This is a genomic window from Kitasatospora sp. NPDC096204 (genome assembly GCF_044763205.1).
Taxonomy (GTDB): Bacteria; Actinomycetota; Actinomycetes; order Streptomycetales; family Streptomycetaceae; genus Kitasatospora.
This window is the reverse complement of record NZ_JBIWFT010000001.1, coordinates 313,562-334,053: the sequence shown is the minus strand read 5'-3', so window position 1 is coordinate 334,053 and position 20,492 is coordinate 313,562. Positions and strand designations below refer to the sequence as shown.

The following is a 20,492-nucleotide window of genomic DNA, read 5'->3' as shown; positions in this document are numbered from 1 at the left end:
GGCCTCGGCCGTCACGGGGGGCGGGTCGGTCGGGTCGATCCACCTCACCCTGCTGATGGGCCCGCAGATCCCGGTGCCGGTGCCGCAGCCGGTGACGGACGCCCTGCTGTCGGCGCAGGTCACGGTGGCGTCCGGGCAGCGCAGCGGGTTCCAGCTGGCCTTCGACCTGTCGAAGCGGGGGCTGATCAACACCGCGCTGCTGCCGGGCGGCTTCTTCGATCCGAAGATCAGGGTCGTGCTGATGGTGATCGTCTCGGGCACCCCGACCGTGCTGATGGACGGTGTGATCATCCGCCAGGAGGTCGGCATCAGCAACCAGCCCGGCCAGTCCACGCTCACCGTCACCGGCGAGGACCTGACGGTGCTGATGGACCTGGAGGAGCAGGCCGGCGTGCCGTTCCCGGCGATGTCCCCGGCGGCCCGGGTCGCCGCGATCATCGGAAAGTACGGGCAGTACGGCATCGTTCCGCTGGTCATCCCCGAGCTGGTGCCGCAGACGCCGATGCCCACCCGGCGGATCGACTTCCAGAAGGGCACCGACCTCGGGTACGTCAACGAGCTGGCGAAGGCCAACGGCTACGTGTTCTACCTCGACCCCGGGCCGGCCCCCGGGGTGAGCCGCGCCTACTGGGGGCCGGAGAACCGGCTCGGCGTCCCGCAGCCCGCGCTGAACGTGAACATGGACGGGCTGTCCAACGTCGACCAGCTCACCTTCGCCCTCGACGGGACCGCCCGCGAGGAGCCGGAGGCCCGCATCCAGCTGCCCGCGACCAAGGTCTCCTCGATCCTGCCGGTGCCGGAGGTCAGCATCCTGCGCCCGCCGCTCGCGCTCAGGCCCGCGCCGGCGCTGAAGAAGAAGGTCATCGCCGACACCGCCAAGAAGGACACCTCCCAGGCCGTCGCCGAGACCATCGCCCAGGCGATGCAGTCGGCGGACGCCGTCTCGGGCTCCGGCCAGCTCGACGTCGTGCGGTACGGCCACGTCCTGCGGCCGCGCGAGCTGGTCGGAGTGCGCGGCGCCGGGCTCACCTACGACGGGCTGTACTTCGTCAAGAGCGCCACCCACAACCTCAAACGCGGCTCGTACACCCAGAACTTCACGCTGGCCCGCGAGGGCCTGATCGCCCTCCAGCCGACCGTCGTCCCGTAGCCGTCCCACAGCCGCGCCCCAGCCGTCCCACAGCCGCCCCACCGCTGTCCCGACCGACTGCCAGGAGTTGCCAGCATGGCCGAACCGACCCGCTACCTCGGCAAGTTCCGGGGAACGGTGGTGAACAACGTCGACCCGCTCGGGATCGGCCGCATCCAGGCGCAGGTGCCCGACGTGCTGGGCGACGCCGTGTCGACCTGGGCGATGCCGTGCTTCCCGGTGGCCGGCCAGGGCATGGGGCACTACGCCGTTCCGCCGGTCGGGGCGGGCGTGTGGCTGGAGTTCGAGCAGGGCGACCAGAGCTACCCGATCTGGACGGGCTGCTGGTACGGCTCCGCCTCGGAGGTCCCGGTGGAGGCGAGGACGGGCCCGCCGGGAGCGCCGAACGCGGTGCTGGAGACCTCGGGACGGCGGGTGATCATCCTGTCCGACGATCCGACCACGGGGATCACCCTCCGCACCCCGAGCGGGGCCTCGATCGTGATCAACGACTCGGGCATCCAGATCAGCAACGGCCAGGGCGCCTCGATCTCGCTCGTCGGCGCCACCGTTTCCATCAACCAGGACGCCCTGAGCGTGACCTGACGGGGGAGAGACTCGTGCCCGGAAATCTGCTGCACGTCAACGCGACGGTGACCTGCCCGCACGGCGCCCAGGCGACGGCCCGGCCCGCCCAGGCCCGGGTGCTGGTCGCCGGCCAGGCCGTCACCAGTACGGCCGACCCGTACACCGTGACCGGCTGTCCGTTCACGGTGGCCGGCAAACCGCAGCCCTGCGTCACGATCCACTGGGTGGTGCCGTCCGCCCGGATCCGGGTGAACGGCTCCCCCGCCCTGCCGCGGTCCGCCGTCGGGCTGTGCCAGAGCGCCGAACAGGTCCCGCAGGGGCCGCCGATCGTGACCGTCGTCCAACAGCGGGCGGAGGGGGTATGAGCATCACACGGCACGCCACGCACGGCGGGAACCCCGGCCACTCCGGGAACGCCGGCCAGGCCGGGAACGCCGCGCACGGCGGGCACGACGGCCCGGCCACGCGCACCGCCGAGCCGGCGAGTCCGCCGCCCGGCCCCGCCCGGACGGACCTCGCGTTCCCGTTCCGGATCGACAGCCGCGGGCGCACCGCCGAGGCCGGGTACGACGACCACGTGCGGGACCTGATCGAGCAGTTGCTGTTCACCAGCCCCGGCGAGCGGGTCATGCACCCCGACTTCGGCTGCGGGCTGCTCGACCTGGTCTTCGCGCCGAACAGCCCGGAGCTGGCCGCCACCCTGCAGATGTCCGTCCAGGCGGCGCTGCAGCGGTGGCTCGGCGACGTGATCGAGGTCGTCTCGCTCGACGTGGAGAGCGAGGACAACGTGGTGCGGGTCGAGCTGGCGTACGTCGTGCGCCTGACCGGTTCGCAGCGGCAGGACGTGTTCGAGGGCGGGGTGGCGGCATGACCGGCCGATCCGAAGTGACCGGGCAGCCCTCACGCCCGGCGGTCCGGTGCGGGACCGAACGGCGTCGCGCCGACGTGCGCGCGGCCCGGCTGCTGGGCCTGGACGGCGCCGAGCCGGACGACGACGGGCGCACCCTGAGCGTGACCTTCCTCGGCCGCGCGCCGGACGAGCTCGGCCCGGAGAACATCCGCGTCGACGGCGGCCGGCGGATCACCGGCCTGCGCGCCCTCGCGGTCGACATCGAGCGCGCGGACGACCCGGAGCTGGACGACCGGATGCTCGTCACCCTCGACCGGGCCGGCGACACCTCCCGCTACCGGCTGACCGTGGTCGAGGCGGACGCCTACGGCCGCCCGGGCACCCGCCCGTACCCGGGCTTCGACCCGAGGTACGCGAGCACCGACTTCTCCTTCGGCGCCGACTGCCCCTCCCCCTACGACTGCCGCACCGAGGAGAGCTGCCCGCCCTCCCACCGGCCGGCCCCGGTCATCGACTACACCGCCCGCGACTACGAGAGCCTGCGGCGGCTGGTGCTGGACCGGATGAGCCTCACCACCCCCGGCTGGACCGAGCGGCACCTGCCCGACCTCGGCGTCACGCTGGTCGAGCTGCTCGCCTACACCGCCGACCAACTCTCCTACCAGCAGGACGCGGTGGCCACCGAGGCCTACCTCGACACCGCCCGCCGCCGGGTGTCGGTGCGCCGGCACGTCCGGCTGATCGACTACGCCGTGCACGACGGCTGCAACGCCCGGGCGTTCGTCGCGCTGGAGACGGACCGCCACCTCACCCTGCGGCACGGCACCTTCCGCTTCGCCGCCGTCGACGTCAGCCGGCTCGGACCGCAGGAACGCCCGCAGCCGTCCACGGTGATCCCGGACGAGGAGCTGGACACGCTCGCCCGGACCGCCGCCGTCGAGGTGTTCGAACCGCTCGGCGGGGCGGACCTGGTGCTGCACCCCGCGCACAACACCATCCGGTTCTGGACCTGGGGCGACCAGGACTGCGTCCTGCCCGCGGGCGCGACCTCCGCCACCCTGCGCGACGACTGGCACGACGACCGGCACCGCGACCACCCCGAGGCCGAACGGCACGGCGACCGCCCCGACGCCGAGCGGCGCCGCGACCGCCCCGACGCCGCCCGGCCGCGGCACCGCACCCGGCACCTGGCGCTGCGCCCCGGCGACCTGCTGGTCGTCGAGGAGGTGCTCGGCCCGCGCACCGGCGTCGCCGCCGACGCCGACCCCGCGCACCGCCAGGCCGTCCGCCTCACCTCCGTCACCCACCTGGTCGACGAGCTGTACGAGCAGCCCGTCGTCGAGGTCACCTGGGCGCCGGAGGACGCGCTCGTCTTCCCGGTCTGCCTGTCCACCCGCGGCGGGAGCGACTGCGGCCCGATCGCCGACGTGAGCGTCGCCCGCGGCAACGTCGCCCTGGTCGACCACGGCCGCTCCCTCACGTTCTGCGGCGGGGCCCCGGAGACCTTCACGGTGCCGCCGGAGCCGGTCCGGGTCGCGCCCTGCGAACCGGACGGCTGCGGCTGCGGCTGCGCGGACCGCACCGAGGGCAGCCCCGCGGCGGAGGCCGTCCACGGGCTGCTCGACCGGACCCGGGCCGGCCGCCAGCTCGGCCCGGAGCAGGTCCGCGAGCTGTACGCGCTGCTCGGCGAGCCGGCGGTACGGCGGGCCGGGCTGGGCATCCACCTGGCGCCGGGCGCCGGCGCGGAGGGCGAGGACGGCCAGGGGGCCGAGGTCGAGCCGCCCACCGCCGACGCCCAGGCGGCGGCGCTGGAGACGCTGCTCGACCAGACCCGCTACCCCGTCCTGCCGCAGCCCTTCCTCCCGGTGCTGCGCCACGCCCCGGTCACCCAGGCGGCCGCCTACCCGGACCTGGCGCACGTTTGCGCCCGGCAGGCCGCCCTGCTCGCCGGCATCCCCGAACGGGTCCGGCAGCGGCTGGAGGAGCTGTGGCACCGGGCGAGCCGCGGCCACGACCTCTCCCGCGCCGAACTCGCCGAGCTGACCGTGCTGTTCGGCGCCCAGGTGGTGCACGCGCTGCGCCTCGCCGACCGGCCCGCCGCCGGCCTGCGCGAGCTGCTGGCCCGCCGCGGCCGACTGCTCGCCGCCAAGCTGCGCCGCCTGGAGGTACTCACCGCGCGCGCCCGCGCCGGCGGGGTGCTGCGGCGCTCCGGCGTCTGGGAGGTGGCCCAGAGCTGGGGCGCCCGGTACGCCTCCGGGCTCGCCGCCGACTCCCCCGCGCTGGCCGGCCCGGCGAGCGGCATCGCCGTCCAGGACCCGCGCGCCGCGCTGCCCGCCGTCCGGGCCGCCGTCGACGGCCAGGAGTGGACGCCCCGCCGGGACCTGCTCGCCGACGGCCCGCGGGAGCGGCACTTCGTGGGCGAGCCCGAGGACGACGGCCGCCTCGCGCTGCGCTTCGGCGACGGCCGCCACGGCCTGCCGCCCGCGCCCGGCGCGCTGCTGCGGGTCGCGTACCGGATCGGCAACGGCACGGCCGGGAACGTGGGCGCGGAGGCCATCAACCGCCTGGTGGTCTGTCAGGACGAGCCGCCCTGCCCGACGGGGAGCGTCCCCGCCGCCCGGCCGAAGGACGCGGTGCTGCGGGTCCGCAACCCGCTGCCCGCGACCGGCGGCGTCGAGCCCGAACCGCTCGACCAGGTACGGCAGTCGGCCCCGCTCGCGCTGAGCCACACCCGGCTGCGCGCCGTCACGGCCGCGGACTACGCGGAGCTGGCCGCCGCCCTGCCGGGCGTCCGGCGGGCCGCCGCCGAACTGCGCTGGACCGGCAGCGTCCAGGAGGTCCACGTCGCCGTGGAGCCGTACGGGCAGGCCACGGCCGACCCCGCCCTGCTGGAGGCGGTCGGGGACGGCCTGGAGGCCTACCGGCGGATCGGCCACGACCTGGTGGTCCGCCCGGCCGTGCTGGTACCGATCGACCTCGAACTGCGGATCTGCGCCGCCGCCGGCCACCAACGCGGCCACGTCCTGGCCGAGTTGCGCCGGGTGCTGGGCAGCCGCGCGCTGCCGGACGGCCGCGTCGGATTCTTCCACCCGGACGCGCTGGGCTTCGGCGACCCGGTGCGGGTCTCCCGGCTGGTGGCCGCGGCCGCCGCCGTACCGGGCGTGGTCAGCGCTCAGGTCACCAGGTTGCGGCGGCAGTTCGGGCGGGACGACGGCGAGCTGGCGGACGGGCTGCTGCGGCTCGGCGCGCTGGAGGTCGCCGCTTGCGACAACGACCCCGACCGGCCGGAGAACGGCCGGCTCTCGATCGTGATCGGAGGTGGCCGATGACCGGCCAGTGCACCTGCGGCTGCTCGGGCACCGCCACCGCGACCCCGGCCCCGCTGTTCAACCCGCCCGGGCTGGACGCCGTCGGCTACCGCGTCGGCCGCTACGGGGAGTTCCTCGACAGCCTGCTCGCCCGGCTGTCCGGCCCCGCCTACCCGGCGCTGCGCGACCTGACTGTCCGCACCCCGGACGACCCGGCGATCGCCCTGCTGGACTCCTGGGCCGTGCTCGCCGACGTGCTCACCTTCTACTCGGAGCGGATCGCCAACGAGGGCTACCTGCGCACCGCCACCGAGGAGGACTCGCTCACCCTGCTCGGCCGGCTGGTCGGCCACCGGCCCCGGCCCGGCGTGGCCGCCGACACCTACCTCGCCTACACGCTCGACCACGACCCGCGGGCCGCCGAGGACCCGACCGTGGTCGTCCCGCGCGGCGCCCGCAGCCAGAGCGTCCCCGGCCCCGGCGAGGACCCGCAGTCCTTCGAGACCGCCGAGGACCTGCCCGCCCGCTCCGCCTGGAACGAACTGGCCGTACTGCGCCGCCGCCCGTACCAGCTGACGCCCGGCCAGCTGAACCCCGGCGGACGCGCCGAACTGTTCGCCGCCGGCACCGCCAACAACATCAGGCCCGGCGACCGGCTGCTGTTCGTCTTCAGCGCCGACCGGGCCGCCGACCCGGTCCACCGGGTGCTGCGGCTGGTGCCCGAGGTGCGGATCGACCGCGAGAACGACGTCACGGTGATCGGCCTGCCCCGGGACCTGCGCACCCTCAAGGACCTGCGCGCCGAACTGGCGGACTGGATCACCGTCTCCGAGAACGCCCCGAACCCCCGGCCCGGGCGCAGCCGGATCATCCGGGACTTCGACGAGCAGGTGCTGGCCCCGCTGCGCGCCGACCTCGACCTGCCGACCGGTCCGCTGAGCACCCCGGCGGACTTCGCCGACCGGCTCGTCCCGGTGACCGCCCGGGCGGCCGAGGCGGCCGAACTGGCCCGGTCCCAGCAGCCGGTGGCCGACTGGTTCGGCCGCCTCGGCGACGAACTGGACGGCCTGCGGGACCGCGCCCACCAGCTGGAGCCGCCGCAGGCACCGGAGCGGCCCACGCCCGGCCCGGGCGGCTCCGGGGCCGCCGACCCGGCCGTCCGCGGTCTCGGCTCGCTGCTGGCGGCGCTGCGCACCGCCCCGACCAGGCCGCCGCTCAGCTCCCGGGACCTCACCCGCGACCCCCAGCGCCTCTTCGCGCCGGGATCGGACCTCGGCGCCCAGCTGCTGTCCGCGCTCGACCCCCGGCTGCGCGACGGCCTCTACCCCGCCTGGCGGCAGGTCGACCTGACGGCGCCGCTCGCCGTGCACGAGATCCAGGCGATGCGGGTGGTCGCCACCCCGTTCGGCGCCACCGCGCCGCTCAAGCCCGTCTACGGCGACGACGGCCGGATCGACCGCTACGTGGACTGGCCGCTCGCCGGCAGCACGCTGATCGGCGTCCGGGTCACCTTCGACACCACCGGAACCGTCCCGAAGACCGCCGACTTCACGTACGTCGAGGCCGGCAGCCTGGTGCACAGCGGCATCTCGCTGCCCTGGGACCACACCTTCCCGTTCGGCCCCGGGCAGGTCCAGGTGGTCACCACCGAGCCGCCGCCTCCGCCACCGCACCTGCGCACCGCCGTGCCCGCCCCGGACGACGAACCCGGGGTCAGCGCCCGGTTCCTGGCGAAGCTGCCGGAACGCGCCGTCTTCATCTCCCGCCCGCGGGCCGACAACCGCGTCCACGTGACGGTCGACGGCGGTCCCGGCGCCGCGCTCGACTACCTGCTCGACCCGGGCCAGGAGAAGACCGGCGAGTCCGGCGAGCTGAACGTCCGGGTGCACCGCTACGTCGGCACCGACCAGTCGGCGCCGGCGGTCGAGGTCGTGTTCACCACCAAGCTGCAGCCGGTCTCCGGTACGGTCCTCACCCTCGACGCCGTGTACGACCAGATCGCGCCCGGCAGTTGGGTGGTCGTCCAGCGCCCGCGCAAGGGCCTCGACGGAGGCATCCCGGGCAGCCGCGACCTCGCCGAGGTCATCACCCGGGTGACCGACGTGCGGGTGATCTCCCGCGCCGACTTCGGCATCACCGGCAAGGTGACCGAACTCTCCCTGCAGCAGCCCTGGTTGGACGACAAGGACACCCAGCTCTCGGACATCAGGGACGCCACCGTCTACGCCCGCGGCGAGTCGCTGCGGCTCGCCGACGAGCCCGTCACCGAGGAGGTCCACGGCGACCGGATCGAACTCGCCCGGCTCTACGACGGGTTGACCCCGGGGCGGTGGATCGCGGTCGGCGGCGAGCGGACCGACATCCCGAACACCACCGGCGTGCTGGGCACCGAACTCGCCATGATCGCCGGCGTCGAGCAGGGCGTCGACCCGCGGCTGCCCGGGGACACCGTCCGCACCACGATCACGCTCAGCGCCCGCCTCGCCTACCGCTACCGGCGCGACACCGTCCAGGTCCTCGGCAACGTGGTGCGCGCCACCCAGGGCGCCACCCGCGACGAGGCCATCGGCAGCGGCGACGCCGGTGTCCCCGGCCAGCGCTTCGCCCTCTGGCAGTCGCCGCTCACCTGGCTGGCCGCCGACACCCCCAGGGGCGCGCAGAACACCCTGGAGGTCCGGGTCGACGGGGTGCGCTGGCACGAGGTCGACAGCCTCGCCGGGCGCGGCCCGGACGAACGGGTCTACGTCACCGCGACCGCGAGCGACGGCCGCACCACCGTCACCTTCGGCGACGGCGTGCACGGTTCGCGCCTGCCCACCGGCCGGGAGAACGTCCGCGCCCGCTACCGGATCGGCATCGGCGAGGCGGGCAACGTCGGCGCCGGCCGGATCACCCAGCTCACCACCCGCCCGCTCGGCGTCTCCGCCGTCGTCAACCCGCTGCCCGCCACCGGCGGCGCCGGCCCGGACGGCCCCGGCCTCGCCCGGCGCAACATCCCGCTCGCCGTCACCGCCCTGGACCGGCTGGTCTCGGTCACCGACTACGAGGACTTCACCCGCTCCCGGGCCGGGATCGGGCGGGCCGGCGCCACCCGGCTCTCGGACGGCCGGCGGGAGCTCGTCCACGTCACGGTGGCCGGGGTGGACGACATCCCGCTCACCGCCGACTCCGACCTGATCCGCACCCTGCACTCCTCGCTCACCGCGTACGGCGACCCGAGGCTGCCGGTCGAGGTCGCGCTGCGCGAACTCGTCCTGCTGGTCGTCGCCCTGAGCGTGAAGGTCGACCCGGACCACTCCTGGGACCTCGTCGAACCGGCGCTGCGCGGCGCCCTGCTCGACCGCCTCGGCTACGCCGGACGCCAACTCGGCCAGAGCGCCCACCAGTCCGAGGTCCTCGCCGTCGCCCAGGCCGTCCCCGGCGTGGACCGGGTCGACGTCGACGTCTTCACGGGCGTGCCCGGCAGCCTCACCCCGGAGGGCCTGGAGCGGCTGTCCGACCTGCTCGCCCAGCCGCAGCCGACCGTCCCGGCCCGGCTCGCCCGCTTCGAGGAGCAGCGCTACCGGGTGAAGGACCCGGCCGGGGAGTCCCTCACCGACATCGCCGCCCGCAACGGCATCCCGGTCGCGGAGCTGCTGCGCCTCAACCCGGACGTCACCGACACCCGCCCGCTGCCGCCCGGCCGGGTGCTGACGGTGTTCCGCGGCATCCGCCCGGCCCAACTCGCCATGCTGTCACCGAATCTGCCCGACACGTTGATCCTCAAGGAGGTCCGCTCATGACCGACCCGAGCGGGCGGGACCCGGACGGACTGCTGGAGCTGCTGCCGCAGTGGCACCGGATGCGGGACGCCGACGCGGGCGAGCCGCTGCGCGCCCTGCTGGCCGTCATCGCCGAGCAGGTCGACGTCGTCCGCGGCGGCATCGACCAGGGCTACCGGGACTGGTTCGTGGAGACCGCCGCCGACTGGGCCGTCGCCTACCTCGGCGACCTGGTCGGCTACCGGATCCTGCCCGGCTACGAGGAGGTGCTCGCCACCGGGCTGCACGGCGGCGCCTCCCCCGAGCGGGCGGCGGCCCGCGACCGGCTCGCCGCCCGGCTGGCGCCGCGGCGCGACGTCGCGAACACCGTCGCCTACCGCCGGCGCAAGGGCACCCTGGCCCTGCTGGAGGAACTCTCCGCCTCGGTCGCCGACTGGCCGGCCCGCGCCGTGGAACTCTCCCGGCTGCTCGGCGAAACCCAGCCGGTGCGGCTGCTGCGCCCGGACGAGGAGCCGGCCGACCGCCGGCGGCTGGGCCGGGGCCGGCTGGTCGACGTGCGGCGCGGCGCCGAGCTGGACCTGCTCGGCGGGCCCTTCGACGGGCAGGCGCACACCGTCGACGTCCGCCGCGCCGCCTCCGCCCGCCGCCAGGGCGGCCGCACACCGGCCGGTGTCGCCCTGTACGTGTGGCGGCTGAAGCCGTACCCGGTCACCCGGGCGCCGGCCTACTGCATCGACCGGGCCAGGAACCTCTTCACGTTCTCGGTCCTCGGGAACGACGCCCCGCTGGTCACCCGGCCCGAGCCGGAGCCGTCTGCCACCCACCTCGCGGCGCTCGACAACGTGCCGGCACCGATCCGGCGCCGGCAGCTGGCCGAGCGCCCGGCCGACTACTACGGGCCCGGCAAGAGCTTCGCCATCTGGCGCGACGGCGCCCAGGAGCCGGTCCCGCCCGCCGAGATCACGGTGGCCGACCTGACCGACTGGGCGTACCGGCCCAAGCGCGGCCAGGTCGCCGTCGACCCGGTGCTCGGCCGGATCGCCTTCGGCGCCCGCTCCGCCCCGCGCCGCGGCGTCTGGGTCGACTACCACTACGCGTTCGGCGACGACACCGGCGGCGGGGAGTACCCGCGCGACCGCCCGCAGGCCCGGGACCGCACGGTCTACCGGGTCGGCCCCGGCGGGCCGTACGAGCGGATCAACGACGCCTACCAGCAGTGGCGCGCCGACCAGCAGGACGGCGGCGCGGGCGGCGCCGCCGTCATCGAGATCACCCACAGCGGCGCCTACCAGGAACAGCTGGACTTCGACCTGGAGGCCGACGACCGTCTGGAACTGCGCGCCGCCGAGGGCGCCCGGCCGGTGATCCGGCTGCTCGACTGGTACAGCAACCGGCCGGACGCGCTCAACGTCCGGGGCGTCAGCCCGGGCGGGCGGCTGGTCCTGGACGGCCTGCTGGTCACCGGCCGCGGGGTCAACGTCACCGGGCCGCTCGCCTCCGTCACCCTGCGGCACTGCACCCTGGTGCCGGGCTGGTCGCTGGAGCCGCACTGCGAACCGCACTCGCCGCAGGAACCCAGCCTCGTGCTGGACCACACCACGGCCTGCGTCCGGATCGAGCGCAGCATCCTGGGCTCGATCCAGGTCGTCGGCGACGAGGTGGACGACGACCCGCTGGAGATCCACCTCAGCGACAGCATCCTGGACGCCACCGGGCACCGGCGGCCGGCGCTCTCCGGGCCCGACTGCGAGCACGCCCACGCGCTGCTGCACGCCCACCGCTCCACGGTGGTCGGCGAGGTGCACACCCACGCGGTGCCGCTCGCCGAGGACTGCGTCTTCACCGGGCTGCTGCGGGTGGCCCGCCGCTCGCTCGGCTGCCTGCGGTTCTGCTACGTCCCCCCGGGCTCGCGCACCCCGCGCCGCTACGAGTGCCAGCCCGACCTGGCGCGCTCGGCGGTGACCGGGCTGGTCGAGCGCGGCGAGCTGCACCCGGCGCAGGCCGCCCGGCTGCGCGACGTGGAGGCCCAGCGGGTCCGCCCGCTGTTCACCAGCCTCCGCTACGGCACGCCCGACTACGGCCGGCTGGCCGCCGGGTGCGCGCCGGAGATCACCCGCGGCGCCGAGGACCGCTCCGAACTCGGCGCCTTCCACGACCTGTTCCAGCCCCAGCGCGAGGACAACCTGCGGGCGCGGCTGGCCGAGTACACCCCGGCCGGCACCGACGCCGGGATCTTCTTCGTCTCCTGACGTTCGTCTCCTGACGCCCGACCGCTCCCGTCCAGCCACTCCCGCCCAGCCACTCCCGCCCGACCATCGACTGCGCTCGACCATTGACTGTGAGAGGGAAACCGTGCACGCAGACTTCTCGCGCCTGACGTTCCGGCCCGGCAAGCACTATTCCGCCGTGCTGACCCAGCAGGGCCGGGTCCAGCTCGACGCCGACGCCAACGAGCAGGCCGCGATCGAGCGCTACCAGCTGCGCACGCTCGCCGCCGACCTGATCGGCCGTCGCGGCGGGCCGGCCGCGGCGGCCGGGTTCGCGATCGGCTACGTGCCGGGCAACCACGACGTCGACGACCTCACCATCGGCGGCGGCCGGTACTACGTGGACGGCATCCTGTGCGAGTCCTACCGCCCCGAGGAGGGCCTCGCCGTGCCCGACGACGGCGACTGGGGCGGCACCGGCGGCGGCGACGGCGAGGCCCGGCAGGCGCCCGCCGTCTGGACGTACTGGGACCAGCCGGACGCCTACCGGGACGAGGAGCGCCCCGGCGACCGGCTGCCCGGCGACTTCCCGTTCCTGGTCTACCTGAAGGTCTGGGAGCGCAGCGTCACCGCGGTCGAGGACCCGGAGATCCGCGAGGTCGCGCTCGGCGCGGCGATGCCCGACACGGCGGCCCGGGCCAAGGTCGTCTGGCAGGTACTCGCCCTGCCCGCCTCGGAGTTGAGCGTGCCGGACGGCGGGGTGTCCCGGGTCCGGGAGGCCTTCGACGCGTGGGCCGAACCGCACGAGCGGCCCGCCTCCTGGCTGGCCGCGCGCGCCCGGCGGCCGGAACGGGCGAACGAGGACCCGTGCCTGGCCCGCCCCGAGGACGCCTACCGGGGCCCGGAGAACCAGCTGTACCGGGTGGAGGTCCACCAGGGCGGCTCCGCCGAGGGCTGCGCCACGTTCAAGTGGTCCCGGGAGAACGGCTCGGTCGTCCTTCCGGTCGCCTCGATCGAGGGCGTCTGGGTCGACCTCACGACGCTGGGCGACGACGACAAGCTCGGTCTCTCGGTGGGCGACTGGGTCGAGGTCGGGGACAGCGCGTACGTCAGCCGCGACGAGCCGGCGGACCTGCTCCAGGTCGAGGAGACCGACCTGCCGGGCCGACGGGTACGGCTGTCCGCCGAGCCTGGCCCCGAGGTCGGGCGGCTGGCCGAGCGCCACCCCTTCCTGCGCCGCTGGGACCACCGGGCGGCCCGCGGCCGGGACGCCCTGCCGCTGGTCGGCGGCGCCCTGCGGATCCAGGAGGGCGCCTGGCTGGACCTGGAGGACGGCGCCCAGGTGTACTTCCGGCCGGGCGGCGCGTACACCCGCGGCGACTACTGGCTCGTCCCGGCCCGGACGGCCACCGGCTCGGTGGAGTGGCCGCAGAACACGGCCGGCGAGGCCCTGCTCCAGCCCCCGGCCGGCGTCCGGGTGCACCACGCCCCGCTCGCCTGGGTGAAGGGCCCGACCACGGTCGTCGACCTCCGGCAGACCTTCGACCCGCTGACGGCCCCCGCCGCGAGCGAGGCCTGAGCGGTCGGCCGCCGTCCGCACGGCAGTGCCTACCGTGCGGACGGCTCCACCGCCGGGCCGGGTCAGACGGCGAGGCGGGTGAGGTGTTCCGCGACGGTGGTCGGCGACGGCATGGCCGCGATCTCGGTGCTGACCTCGCGCGCGGCCCGGGTGAGGTCGGCGTCGGTGAGCAGCCGGTCGAGGAGGGCCGGGCCGATGTCCTCGGCGGCGGCGCGCAGGCCGGCGCCCCTGGCCTGGACCGCGTCGGCGTTGACGAAGCGGTCGGAGCCGTCGGGGAGGACGAGTTGCGGGATGCCGGCGTCCAGGGCGCCGAGGGCGGTGCTGCCGCCGCCGTGGTGGATGGCGGCGGAGCAGGTGTCCAGCAGTGCCCGCCACGGGACCCAGCCGCAGGCGCGGACGTTGTCGGGCAGGGTGTCGAGCGTGCCGAGGTCGAGGTCGCCGGTGGCGAGCACGAACTCGGCGTCGATGTCGGCGGCCGCCGCGATCACCCGCTCCAGCCTGGTCAGGCCGTCCGTCTTGGGCGGGACGGTGCCCAGCGTCACCGCCACGCGCGGGCGGTCGGCGGGCACGGCCAGGTGGGCGGGGAGGCCGTCCTCGCCGTTGTAGGAGACGGGCCGCATCGAGCGGCCGTACCGTTCGTCGCCGGCCATGCTCGGGGGCGCGAGGTCGATGACGTCCGCGGGCTCGGGCAGCCGGTCGATCCCGTGCCGGGCGAAGGTGTCCGCCATCTCCGCGAGCATCAGCGCGCGCAGCTTCGGGGTTCGGACGAACCCCAGGTCGTGCTGGACGGCCGGCACGCCGAGGCGGGTCGCCGCGAGCAGGGCCACCGGGAACTGGTAGTCGTACACCACCAGGTCCGGTCGCCACCGGGTGGCGAGCTCGACCACCGCGTCGGCCACGTCGCTGTTGACGTGGGCGGCCAGCGGGACGAACGCCTCGCGGTCGGCCGAGTTGCTCTCGACCACCCGTTGCATCAGGTCGGGCCGACGGGTGCGGCCGGCCTCCCTGATCACCTTGCGCCAGTCGACCCCGGGCGCGATGGGCAGGTACGGCATCCCGGCGCCGGCGACGGCCTCGCCACCGTCCATCGAGGCCACCGCGACCTCGTGGCCGAGTTCGCGCATCGCCCTGGCGAGCGGGACCAGCGGGAAGAGGTGGCCGATGCCGGGGACGCCGGCGAACAGTACACGCATGGAGGAACCTCGGTCGTGGGGTCGGGGGGGATGCCGGGGTGCGCGGGATCAGGAGGCGGCCCGGTTGAGGGCGGCTTCCATGCCGTTCAGCACGGCGTTGCAGTCGCGCTGCAGGGTGGCGGCGTCGACGGCGCTCAGCAGGTAGACGCCGAGCCAGTTGCGCGATCCGGCGGACGGGTCGAAGGCGGGGACCGTCCGGCCCGCGGGCATCGCGAAGGCGGGTACGGCCTCGATGGTGCTGCCGGGCGACAGCAGGCTCTGCCAGTCCACGGCCTGCGGGTTCCAGACCGGGCTGGTCCGCCAGGGCACGCCCGCCGCGTCGGCCGGGACGACGGCCAGCGAGGCGGCGGCCCCGACGCCGTCGAGGGGCATGACCGCGGGGTAGTCGACCCGCTCGCCGAGCAGCTGCCGCACCAGCATGCCGATCGGGTCGAGCCCGAAGACCTCGTGGACCTGCCTGGTCGTCAGCAGGCCGCCGAACCTGGCCGCGGTCTCGATGACCACCAGCTCGCCGTCCGCCATCAGCTTCAGCTCGGTGTGGGTGCCGCAGTTCTCCAGCCCGAGCGCGTCGACGGCCTGCCGCGAGACCTCCTCGATCCGGCGTTGCAGCGGCTCCGCGAGGACGGAGGGCGAGGTGCTGGCCACCTCGACGAAGGACGGCACGGTCGGCAGCTTGGCGGTGATGGCCAGCGGGTGGTAGACGCCGTCCGCGACGATCCCCTCCACGCTCACGTAGTCGCCGTAGCCGGGCTCCTGGTACCAGCCCTCGGTGGAGCCCTGGGCGATCGACTCGACCAGGCGGTCCCGGTCGGTGTCCGCGGCGTAGAGCTCGTTCATGCCGACCTGGCTGCCCGCCCGCAGCCCGCTCTCGATGCCGGCCCACGCGGGGGCGGCCTCCTCGACCGAGTCCAGCACGATCTGGGCGACCGACCCGGCGCCCCAGGCCGGCTTGAGCAGCAGCGGGGGCGTGAGCTCGGTGAGCGCGGTGGTCAGGTCGGCGAGGCTGTCGACCCGGCGGAACGCGGGTATCGGCACCCCGGCGGCCTCCCACGCCTCCCGCATCAGCCGCTTGTCCCTGGCGCGGATGATCCCCTCCCCCGGGCCGGCCAGGTGGAGCCGGCTCGCGGCGTGCGCGACGGCCAGGACCGCGAACTCCGAGAGGGTCAGCATCGCGTCGGCCCCGATGGCCTTCGCGTACTCCACGATCAGCTCGACCAGGTCGTCGCCGCGCGGGGCCTCGGGCACCAGCTCGATGCTGGTGCAGCTGGGCCGCCACACGTCCTCCCCGGCCGTGGGCAGCGGCGCCAGCGCGAGGACGTGCAGCTCGCCGCAGGCGGCGATGCGCGGGAACGCGTACTCCAGCGGGGCTCCGCCCTTGACGTAGACGTAGAGGATCTTGTTCAACGTACTTTCTCCTGAAGGAAGTTCACTCGTCCACGGGCACGCCGACGGGCGGGCCCGTGGGGCTCGCCCGCGCGCGCTCCCGGAGGATCGCTCCGGACCGTGGCAGGCCGGGGGGCGGCGGCGGACCGTACGGCGGTCCGGCCGCGTCAGCCGGCGGTGCGGAAGGGGCGCAGCTGCAGCAGGCCGATCTGGTCGCCCTCGATCGCCCACTCGACGTCGACCGGGGCCGCGTACGTCTCGTCGGGCGAGAAGTGCGCCTGCAACAGCCGGCTGATCAGGGCCAGTCGGCGCACGACGTCCTTGGTCGCGGCGTCCAGGTCGGTGGCGGCGGTGCCCAGCGAGATGGTCCGGCTGCCGCCCTCCATGGTGTTGTACAGGTACTGGAGCGGGGCGCCCCGGCCGTCCACCACGTCGGTCACCGAACGCGGCGAGATGTTGAGGTAGACGTCCCGGAAGTCCTGCGGGCTCAGGGGGTTGCAGGTGACCAGGACGCCGCCGACGGTGGCGCCGACCTGCTCCTGGACGATCACGGCCATCCGGCAGTGGTCCAGGGGGATGCCAGCCTGGCGCCGCAGCAGCACCGCCCGGGGCGAGAACAGCGAGGCCCAGACCTCCCGGACGGCGTCGAGGAGCGCGTCCGTGCCGCTGACGTTCGCCACCGACTCGTACAGTCCGGCGGCGGAGAAGCCGGCCAGGTCCTCGGCGTTGGAGGAGCTGCGGACGACCTGGAGGGGGGCGCCGTACAGGTGGCGGTCGACCGCCCGGTCGATCTCGGTGCGGATCGGGTCGGGCAGCGGGGTGTCACGGATCAGCCGCTGGACGTCGAGGCAGAGTTCCTCGATCCGCGGGGTCCCGTCCCCGAGGGCGGCGGCCAGCCGGTCGACGGCCTCCCGGAGCCGCTCGGAGGAGTCGAGGAAGCGCTGCTGGAGGGAGAACGGCAGCACGACCCCGCGCGGCACGTGGGCGTACTCCTTCACCAGGAGCCGTGCGGCGGCGTTCAGTTCGGCCTCGTCCGTGTCCTCCGGGAGGTCGAGCTGCCGGGCCAGGTAGCGCAGCAGGTCGGCCCGGGGCGGCCGGGGCACCTGGTAGAAGCCGAGCCAGCGGGGTGAGCCGTGCTGCAGCAGGTGGGTGAGTTCGCCGAGGTTGGCGGCCTTGGTGCCGAACCGCACGTGGTCGCCCTCGCGCAGTTCGGACAGCGCGGTGACGGGCGTGGGCGTGAGGTCGGGCCGGTCCACGGTGACGAGGTCGGCCGACGGGGTCGGCCGGGCTTCCCCGGGGTCGCCCGGCTCGGCGGCTTCGAGCCGGAGGTCCTCGCCGTCGGCCTCGACCCGGTAGTTCACCCACCGGCCGGCCAGAGCGGCGCGGTCGATCCGGTCGACGGCTCCGATGCCGACGGCGTTGGGGATCCGCCAGCCGGCGGCCATCACGTTGATGTGGGAGAGCGGCGTGGTGTGCTCGGTGTGGATGATGCCGGACACCCGGGGGATGTCCTCGGGCACCCGGGGCATCACCACGATGTCGTACCACTCCAGCGGCTCGGGGTCGGCCCGGTACTCCTCCTCCGAGCGGAACACCCGCAGCCGCCCGTGGGCCGTCCCGGGGTTCAGCGGCACGAACGAGGCCGCGGAGTAGAGCTCGTGGGACAGGACGCGCGGTATCTCGCTCTCCGGGATGTCGGCGAGGTCGACCTCCTGCGCGTGATTGGCCGGCTTGAGGACCAGCCGCAGCGACGGGTCGATGTGCTCGCGCACCCGGTGGTAGAAGAACCGCAGCATGTCCTGGGACATGGTGTCGACGTCGACCGTCTCCAGCGAGAGGAAGGTCCCGGCCTCGTCGCCGCTTTCCGTGGCGTGACGGGTGTGGCGGGCGAGGGTGCCGAGACAGAAACGACGGTCGGGATTCCGGTAGACGTCGTCGTTGAAGGAATCGAGCTGCCCCGCCAGTTCGTCGATCGACATGCCGAGGATCTCGCACCCGATGTAGCGGACGTGGAGCATGCCGTCGGCACTGTCGATGAAGTGGAGCACCGACTCGTCACGGTCGAGCACGATCTTCACATAGGGATAGCCACCGACCTGGCCGGCCAGCCCGGAGAACTCCTCGAGGGTGAGCTTTTCGCCTGCGCCTAAGAGGCGGGGCCGCGTGGTCGCGTCGTTGCGATCCGAACGGGTCATGCGCACAGTTCAGCCATTCGTCATCGTGTGCACGATCGGTACACACATGGTGCAGAAAGGGTCGGGTACGACCGCCTACACACTGCCATTCATTATGAACGTTTGACGAACGGTCATATGACATCAGGCCATCACGAAGTGATTCGGCCATAAGAGTCCCGTCAGGGAAAGCGCGAAGCCGCGTCGAGTTGTGGCAGAGGTCACAACAAGGGGGGTCGATACTCGGTGCGCGATCGAGCATTTCCGGAATTGTTGATTCCCGTACGACCTCAGATGATAAGCGCCCAATTCGCCCGAAGCACGCAAATCCCTGTTCATTCGGCTTCGGGTTGTCTTCTTCTTGCCCGCGGAACCCCGGCATCAACCCGGGACATCGACCCGGCGAGGGGTGGTGACTCCGCGTCAGCCGAGCGTGCGGTCGAGGTTGAACGCGGCGCTGATCAGCGCGAGGTGGGTGAAGGCCTGCGGGAAGTTGCCGAGCTGCTCGCCGGTCGGGCCGATCTCCTCGGCGTACAGGCCCAGGTGGTTGGCGTAGGTGAGCATCTTCTCGAAGGCCAGCCGGGCCTCCTCCACCCGTCCGGCGCGGGCCAGGGCCTCGACGTACCAGAACGAGCAGATCGAGAAGGTGCCCTCGGCCCCGCGCAGGCCGTCCGGGCTGGCCTCCGGGTCGTAGCGGTAGACCAGCGAGTCGGAGACGAGTTCCGCGCCCAGCGCGTCCAGGGTCGACAGCCACTTGGGGTCGTTGGGCGAGATGAACTTGGCCAGCGGCATCATCAGCACGGAGGCGTCGAGGAGGTCACCGCCCAGGCTCTGGGTGAACGCCCGGCGCCGGGCCGACCAGCCGGCCCGCATGATCTGCCGGTAGATCGCGTCCCGGCTGCGCTGCCAGCGGGTCAGGTCCGCGGGCAGCCCGCGCCGGTTCGCCATCCGGACCGCCCGCTCGATCGCCACCCAGCACATCAGCCGCGAGTACAGGAAGTCCTTGCGGCCGCCCCTGGTCTCCCAGACGCCCTCGTCGGGCTGGTCCCAGTGGTCGCAGAGCCAGTCCACCACGGCCCCGACCTCGTCCCAGTGGGCGCTGCTGATCGGCTGCCCCCACTTGTCGTACAGGTAGACGGAGTCGATCAGCGCCCCGTAGATGTCCAGCTGGAGCTGGCCGGTGGCGGCGTTCCCCACCCGCACCGGAGCGGACCCCAGGTAGCCCTCCAGATGCGGCAGCTCGCGCTCGGGCAGGTCGCTGCGCCCGTCGATCCCGTACATGATCTGCAGCGGCCCCGCGTCGCCGATGCCGGCACCGCCGCCGCGGAGGATGCCCCGCTCGGAGAGGAAGCCCATGAAGGCCTCGGCCTCCGCGGTGAAGCCCAGCCGGAGCATCGCGTAGACGCAGAAGGCCGCGTCGCGGACCCACACGTACCGGTAGTCCCAGTTGCGCTCGCCGCCGATCCGCTCGGGCAGGCTGGTCGTCGGCGCGGCCACGATCGCACCGGTCGGCGCGTAGGTGAGCAGCTTCAGCAGCAGCGCGGAGCGGTGCACCATCTCGCGCCACCGCCCGTGGTACCGGGAGCCGGCCAGCCAGTGGCGCCAGAACCGCACCGTCGCCTCGAACTGGTCCTCCGCCTCGGCCCGGGGACACGACCTCGGGGTGACGTCACCGCCGACCCGGTCGAGGGCGAACACCGCCGACTCGCCCTCGAGGAGCTTGAAGTGCGACCACACGTCCGCGCCGTCGCGTTCCAGCGGCACGGTGGCCGTCAGCGCCAGCGCCATCGACGGGGACTCGAAGACGGCCTCGTGGGGCTGCAGGCGCACGGTGTGCGGCTCGGTTCCGAAGCCGAAGCGGGGAGCCACCCGGGCCCGGAACGGAAGGGTTCCCCGGGCGCAGACCACCCGGCGGATCAGCCGGTGCCGGCCGGCCTCGCGCGAGTCGTCCACGACCGGCATGAAGTCCTGGATCTCCGCCACCCCGTCGGTGGAGAAGAACCGGGTGATCAGCACGTTGGTGTCGGGGAAGTAGAACTGCCGGGTGCGCGTCGGCACGTCGGCGGCCAGCTCGAACGAGCCGCCCCGGTCGGCGTCGAGGATGGACGCGAAGACGCTGGGAGCGTCGAAACGCGGACAGCAGTACCAGTCGATCGTGCCGTCCGTCCCCACCAGCGCGGCGGACCTGAGATCGCCGATCAGACCGTGCTCGGCGATCGGCAGGTAGCGCGAGCCGTCCACTCCCCCGAATCCGGCGTCGTCGAATGTCATCCCGGCCTCCTACCGCGGTGGACCACCGTCGGACAGCCGTGCCCGTTCA

12 protein-coding genes are annotated in these 20,492 nt (G+C 74.2%); 8 read left to right on the top strand and 4 right to left on the bottom strand.

What is annotated here, in order from left to right; all coding sequences use genetic code 11:
• The first annotated feature begins 55 nt into the window (after positions 1–55).
• From ACIQ87_RS01125 to ACIQ87_RS01090, 8 genes are all read left to right on the top strand, one after another.
• Positions 56–1,150 (top strand): hypothetical protein, encoded by a 1,095-nt coding sequence (locus ACIQ87_RS01125; RefSeq protein ID WP_402399998.1) that lies wholly within the window; start codon positions 56–58, stop codon positions 1,148–1,150.
• Positions 1,151–1,225: 75 nt separating this feature from the next.
• Positions 1,226–1,735 carry a phage baseplate assembly protein V gene (locus ACIQ87_RS01120; protein WP_402399660.1) on the top strand — a complete coding sequence of 170 codons (510 nt, stop codon included), beginning with the start codon at positions 1,226–1,228 and terminating at the stop codon, positions 1,733–1,735.
• Between the two features lie 14 nt (positions 1,736–1,749).
• Complete coding sequence (locus ACIQ87_RS01115) at positions 1,750–2,082, top strand: hypothetical protein (protein WP_392870837.1); 333 nt, start codon at positions 1,750–1,752, stop codon at positions 2,080–2,082.
• Between the two features lie 167 nt (positions 2,083–2,249).
• On the top strand, positions 2,250–2,588 hold the full coding sequence (locus ACIQ87_RS01110; RefSeq protein ID WP_402399995.1) for a GPW/gp25 family protein: 339 nt from the start codon (positions 2,250–2,252) through the stop codon (positions 2,586–2,588).
• Positions 2,585–5,896: a putative baseplate assembly protein gene (locus ACIQ87_RS01105; protein WP_402399656.1), complete on the top strand. Its 3,312-nt coding sequence runs from the start codon at positions 2,585–2,587 to the stop codon at positions 5,894–5,896. The genes ACIQ87_RS01110 and ACIQ87_RS01105 overlap by 4 nt, the downstream gene beginning before the upstream one ends.
• Positions 5,893–9,657 carry a putative baseplate assembly protein gene (locus tag ACIQ87_RS01100; protein WP_402399653.1) on the top strand — a complete coding sequence of 1,255 codons (3,765 nt, stop codon included), beginning with the start codon at positions 5,893–5,895 and terminating at the stop codon, positions 9,655–9,657. The genes ACIQ87_RS01105 and ACIQ87_RS01100 overlap by 4 nt, the downstream gene beginning before the upstream one ends.
• Positions 9,654–11,885, top strand: a complete 2,232-nt coding sequence (locus ACIQ87_RS01095; protein WP_402399650.1) for a hypothetical protein — start codon at positions 9,654–9,656, stop codon at positions 11,883–11,885. Before ACIQ87_RS01100 ends, ACIQ87_RS01095 begins: the two co-directional genes overlap by 4 nt.
• A 103-nt stretch (positions 11,886–11,988) precedes the next feature.
• Positions 11,989–13,422, top strand: a complete 1,434-nt coding sequence (locus ACIQ87_RS01090) for a DUF6519 domain-containing protein (protein ID WP_402399647.1) — start codon at positions 11,989–11,991, stop codon at positions 13,420–13,422.
• Between the two features lie 62 nt (positions 13,423–13,484).
• On the opposite strand, the gene ACIQ87_RS01085 is transcribed toward ACIQ87_RS01090, so the two are convergent.
• The 4 genes from ACIQ87_RS01085 to ACIQ87_RS01070 form a co-directional block, all read right to left on the bottom strand.
• Positions 13,485–14,615 (bottom strand): nucleotide disphospho-sugar-binding domain-containing protein, encoded by a 1,131-nt coding sequence (locus tag ACIQ87_RS01085; protein ID WP_402399644.1) that lies wholly within the window; start codon positions 14,613–14,615, stop codon positions 13,485–13,487.
• Positions 14,616–14,663: 48 nt separating this feature from the next.
• Positions 14,664–16,019, bottom strand: a complete 1,356-nt coding sequence (locus ACIQ87_RS01080; RefSeq protein WP_402399642.1) for an acetyl-CoA carboxylase biotin carboxylase subunit family protein — start codon at positions 16,017–16,019, stop codon at positions 14,664–14,666.
• A gap of 146 nt (positions 16,020–16,165) precedes the next feature.
• Positions 16,166–18,193: a PEP/pyruvate-binding domain-containing protein gene (locus ACIQ87_RS01075; protein WP_402399639.1), complete on the bottom strand. Its 2,028-nt coding sequence runs from the start codon at positions 18,191–18,193 to the stop codon at positions 16,166–16,168.
• Between the two features lie 402 nt (positions 18,194–18,595).
• Positions 18,596–20,443: a glycoside hydrolase family 15 protein gene (locus ACIQ87_RS01070; RefSeq protein ID WP_402399637.1), complete on the bottom strand. Its 1,848-nt coding sequence runs from the start codon at positions 20,441–20,443 to the stop codon at positions 18,596–18,598.
• Between the last annotated feature and the right edge of the window lie 49 nt (positions 20,444–20,492).